This window comes from Micromonospora maritima, from assembly GCF_902825405.1.
Lineage (GTDB): Bacteria > Actinomycetota > Actinomycetes > Mycobacteriales > Micromonosporaceae > Micromonospora > Micromonospora maritima.
In genome coordinates this window covers 1-4,526 of the sequence record NZ_CADEAU010000435.1, presented here as the reverse complement: position 1 = coordinate 4,526, position 4,526 = coordinate 1, and the positions used below count along the sequence as shown (strand labels likewise).

3 protein-coding genes are annotated in these 4,526 nt (G+C 73.6%); all 3 read right to left on the bottom strand.

Annotated features, from left to right (window positions below; all coding sequences use genetic code 11):
* Nucleotides 1-772: AAA family ATPase (locus tag HUW36_RS26430; RefSeq protein ID WP_174530624.1), on the bottom strand; the 772-nt coding region annotated here is incomplete at its 3' end.
* The gene (locus HUW36_RS26425) at nt 772-1,920 is read right to left on the bottom strand and encodes an exonuclease SbcCD subunit D (protein WP_174530623.1); all 1,149 of its coding nucleotides are present in this window, start codon (nt 1,918-1,920) and stop codon (nt 772-774) included. The genes HUW36_RS26425 and HUW36_RS26430, both read right to left, overlap by 1 nt.
* A gap of 11 nt (nt 1,921-1,931) precedes the next feature.
* The gene (locus HUW36_RS26420; RefSeq protein WP_174530622.1) at nt 1,932-3,680 is read right to left on the bottom strand and encodes an ATP-binding protein; all 1,749 of its coding nucleotides are present in this window, start codon (nt 3,678-3,680) and stop codon (nt 1,932-1,934) included.
* Nucleotides 3,681-4,526: the final 846 nt, after the last annotated feature.

Sequence of the window (4,526 nt, the reverse complement as noted above, 5' to 3'; positions counted from 1 at the left end):
CACCCGCCGTCGCCCGGGCCCGCTCCAGCTCCGGTACGGCCGCCGCGACCGCCGCGGCCAGCTCGCGTACCCGGTCGACCCGGCCCCGCGCCTGCGCCAGCCGGTCGTCGTCGACGTCGGCGAGGCCGCCGAGCATCTTGTCGACCGCCTCCAGCTTCGCCTCGGCCTGCCCGGCGCGCTCGACCGCCTTCTTCTGGACCTCCTCGTAGACGCCCAGCCCCAGCAGGTTGACCAGGATCTGCTGGCGGGTGGCGGGCTTGGCGTGCAGGAAGTCGGCGAACTGCCCCTGTGGCAGCACCACGCAGGAGGTGAACTGCTCGTACGGCAGCCCGACCGCGTCCAGCACCGCCTGCTCCATCTCGGCCGGCGTGCCGGCCACCACCTCGCCCAGGTCCTCCGGGCTGAGCCCGGTGTCGAGCTTGGTGACGTCGAACCCCGGCGGCATGAGCTGGAGCCCGGCGTTGGCCGTCTTCACCGTGCCCCGGCCGTCGCGGCGGACCACCCGGGTCGCGACGTAGCGGTCGCCGGCAGACTCGAAGACCAGCCGGACCCGCGCCTCGGTGGCCGACGGCGCCAGCGCGTTGGCCAGCCCGCGCGCCCCGCCCCAGCGGGGAACCGTGCCGTAGAGGGCGAAACAGATCGCGTCGAGCACGGTGGACTTGCCGGAGCCGGTCGGGCCGACCAGCGCGAAGAAGTCGGCGTCGGTGAAGTCGACGGTGGTCTCGTCGCGGAAGACGGTGAAGCCGGCCATGTCCAGTCGCATCGGCCGCATCAGTGGTCGACCTCCTCGAGCAGCTCGTCGAAGAGCTCCCGGACGCCCTCGTCGGCGTGCCCTCGGCTGCCCAGGTAGTCGGCGAACAGGTCGCGTGGCGAGCGACCGGCCCGCTGGGCGGTGCGGGTGCCGCTGCCCGGTGTCGGCACCAGCTCGGGGTCGATCCGGATCTCCAGCGCGCGGGGGAGCAGCTCCTGCACCTCCTCGCGCAGCCCGGCCCGGGGCTGCTCCCGGACGTAGACCCGCAACCAGCCCTCCGGCGGCTCGATCTCGGCGAGCTGGGCGAGGGTGCCGCGCACCGTGCGCAGCGGCACCGCGCCGGGCACCGGCACCTCCCGGATCCGGGCGGCGGTCGTCGCGGTCACCTCCACGACCGTCACCGAGCCGACGTTCTCCTGCTCGCCGAAGTCGACCGCGAGCGGGCTGCCGCTGTAGCGGATCGGGCAGGGGCCGACGACCCGCTGCGAGCGGTGCAGGTGCCCCAGGGCCACGTAGTGCGCGTTGCCGGGGAACACGGTGGCCGGCACCGCGTAGCCGAGCACGGTGTGCGCGTCCCGCTCGCCGCCGCCGGTGCTCGCCCCGACCACGGTGAGGTGGGCGGTGACCAGGTGCACCCGGTCGGGCTCGGTGAACCCCTCGGCCAGCTTGCCGAGCACCCGGCCGAGGTGGTCGGCGTAGGTCTGGTTGGCCTCGGCGGGGGTGAGCGAGTACATCTCCACCGCCCGGACGGCGTAGCGCTGGGACAGGAACGGCAGCGCGGCGACCTGCCACCGCTCGCCGTCGCGGGTCACCCCGTCGACGACGTGCTCGGCCGGGTTCTCCCGGACGCTGCCGCGCAGCGTGATGCCGGCGGCGTCGGCCCACGGCCGCAACGCGTCGAGCGCCGCGCCGTTGTCGTGGTTGCCGCCGATCGCCACCACGTCGGCGCCGGTGCGACGCAGCGCGGTCAGTGCCCGGGTGACCAGCCGGGTCGCCTCCGGCGTGGGCGCCGCCGTGTCGTAGAGGTCGCCGGCGACGATCACCAGGTCGGGCCGCTCCTCCCGGGCGATGTCGATCACCTGGGCGAGGACCTGCGTGTGCTCCTCGGCCCGGGACTGCCCCTTGAGCACCTTGCCGACGTGCCAGTCCGAGGTGTGCAGGATCTTCATGTGGGTGCCGCCTAGAACGGGATGTCGTCGTCGGAGGAGCCGGAACCGACCACCGCGAACGGGTCGGCGGCCTGGGTGATCGACCGTAGCGTCTCCGACGGGGCGCGGCCCGCCTCGGAGACCCGGGTGGCCCAGGCCGGGAACGGGAACTCCAGGCAGAGCGGCACCGGGATGTCGGGCTGGTTGACGAACATCGTGCCCGGCTTGGCCAGCAGCGCCCGCTGTCGCTGGGCGGGCGGGAGGAAGCCGTACTCCGGGCGGGACGCCTCGGCCGGGTCGAGCCGGCCGACCACCCGGATCGCCGAGTTGGTGACGATCCGCCGCTCGACCTCGCTGGCGGTCTGCTGCGCGCCGACCAGGATCACGCCCAGCGAGCGGCCCCGCTCGGCGATGTCGAGCAGCACCTCCTTGATCGGCGACGAGCCCTCGCGCGGCGCGTACTTGTTCAGCTCGTCGAGCACGACGAACAGCAACGGCTTGGCGGTGCCGGCCTTCTCCTTGCGCTCGAACTCGCTCTTGAGCGTCACGCCGACCACGAAGCGCTGCGCGCGGTCCGGCAGGTTGTGCAGGTCGACCACGGTGACCTGGGCGCTCTCCGCGGTGTTGATCGAGTGCGGGCGGCGGGTCGCCAGGTCGCCCCGGATCAGCCGGCCCAGGTCCTTCTTGCTGCCGATGAGCCGCCGCGCGAACGCGTTCACGGTGCCCAGCCCGACCGCGCTGCCGGCCCACTCGCCGCGTGTCTCGTCGTCGTTGAGCTGCTCGACCACGTGGTCGACCAGATCCGCGTACGAGCCGAGCCGTACCCCGTCGATGCTGACCCCGCCGTCGGCCGGCTGGGCGTAGCGGGCCAGGTGCGCGGCGACCGAGTGGACCACCATCGTGTACTGCTGGCGCTCGTCGTCGGCGTCGGCGAACACGTAGGGCAGCAGCCGGTCGGCGCAGAACTCGCTGAGCGTCCAGTAGAAGCTGTCCACGCCGGTGAGCCGGCTGCTCACGTCCGGCGTGCCGGACGAGTCGCCGACCCGGGGCGGCGCGTAGACCCGCACGTCGGGGAACGCGCCGGCGTCGAGGCCGAGCTTCGCGTACGCCGCTCGGGTGGGGTCGTCGAGCCGGCTGTTCGGATGGTCGAGGAAGAGCAGGTCCTCGCCCTTGACGTTGAAGATCAGCGCCTTGGCGTTGACCGCGTCGCCGCCCAGCACCCCGGAGCGGAACACCGAGTAGAGCAGGAACGTGGCGAAGCTGGTCTTGGTGGCGACGCCGGAGATGCCGGAAATCGAGACGTGCGCGCCCCGGGTGCCGTCGAGGAAGTCGGCGTTGAGGTAGACCGGCACGCCGTCGCGGCCCATCCCCATCGGGATCCGCCGCTCCATCCGGTCGAAGTGCAGCGCCCGGGCCCGGGCGTCACCCTCGGCCCGGTGCACCACCGCGCCCGGGGTGGGCGGGACGTAGAACTCCGGGTCGACCCGGGTGGTGGTGACCTCGGCCGCCTCCTGCACCTGGGCCGGCAGCGTGCCGTCGGCGATCGCGAAGACGTCGGAGTCGAACTGCGCCCCCTCGTGCCGGGCCCGCACCTGGGTCACCACCCCGGCGATGGTCACCGGCTCGCGGTCGGGCAGCTCGCGGCGGGTCACCACCACGTCGTCGAGTTGCAGGTAGCTGCCGGGGGCGACGGCCGTCCAGAAGGTGAGCGGGGTGGCGTCGGCGGTGCCGAGCACCCGGCCGACACCCTCGCCGGGCCCGTCGAGCTGGTCGTCGGTCATCGGCGGTCTCCGGTCGGCTGGTCGTACCGTTGGCGGTGCACGTCGTGCATCCTGCCCGAGGGATGCGACAGGTTGCCACGCGACGCGGCGGACGCCACGCCGGCTGTGCGCCCGGCGGTAGCCACGCGGATCCGGCCGACCACGGTGCGTGCCGTTCTGTCCGCCTCGGCGGCATCTCCGGCGAATGGGGCGGGGGTCGGCTGCTCGGGTCGGGTAGGCCGCCACGGTGGCGGTTCGCCACGATGGCGGTTCGCCACGGTGGCCGTTCGCCGCGATGGTCATCAGTCTCGGCGGTTGCCCCGTGGCGGGCACCTGCCGGGCGCGGGCCGGCGGTGCGGTCTGGCCCGATGGAGGAAGTGGCGCTGTCGGTGGCACCCGCCTTCCTCGACGCCACCCCGTCACGGCTGCCACCACCCGCCTTGGCTGCCGTCCTGCTCGCTCGCGACCGTCGAGGCGAACGCCTCTGGCGTGACCGCCACCGGCGTGACGTCACTGGTGAACGCCCGTCATGCCGGCCAGCACGACGGCAGCCGCATCGACCGCCCTCGGGCGGTGCGTGCCGAATCGCCGCTCGGTGGAACGCCACGGGTGTCTCCGCGCGCTTTCGACACCCATGGCGTTCCACTCGCCGCTCGGCCTGCCCGAGATTGCCGCTTGGGCCGGAAGGGGTCCCGAACTTCGAGAAGCGTGTCCTGCTTCTCGGGAAGCGCGGAGATCTTGGTACGAAAAGGCCCCCCTAGGGGCCCTTCGCTACCAAGATCTCGCCAGCCGCCAGCCGCCAGCCGCCAGCCGCCAGCCGCCAGCCGCCAGCCGCCAGCCGCCAGCCGCCAGCCGCCAGCCGCCAGC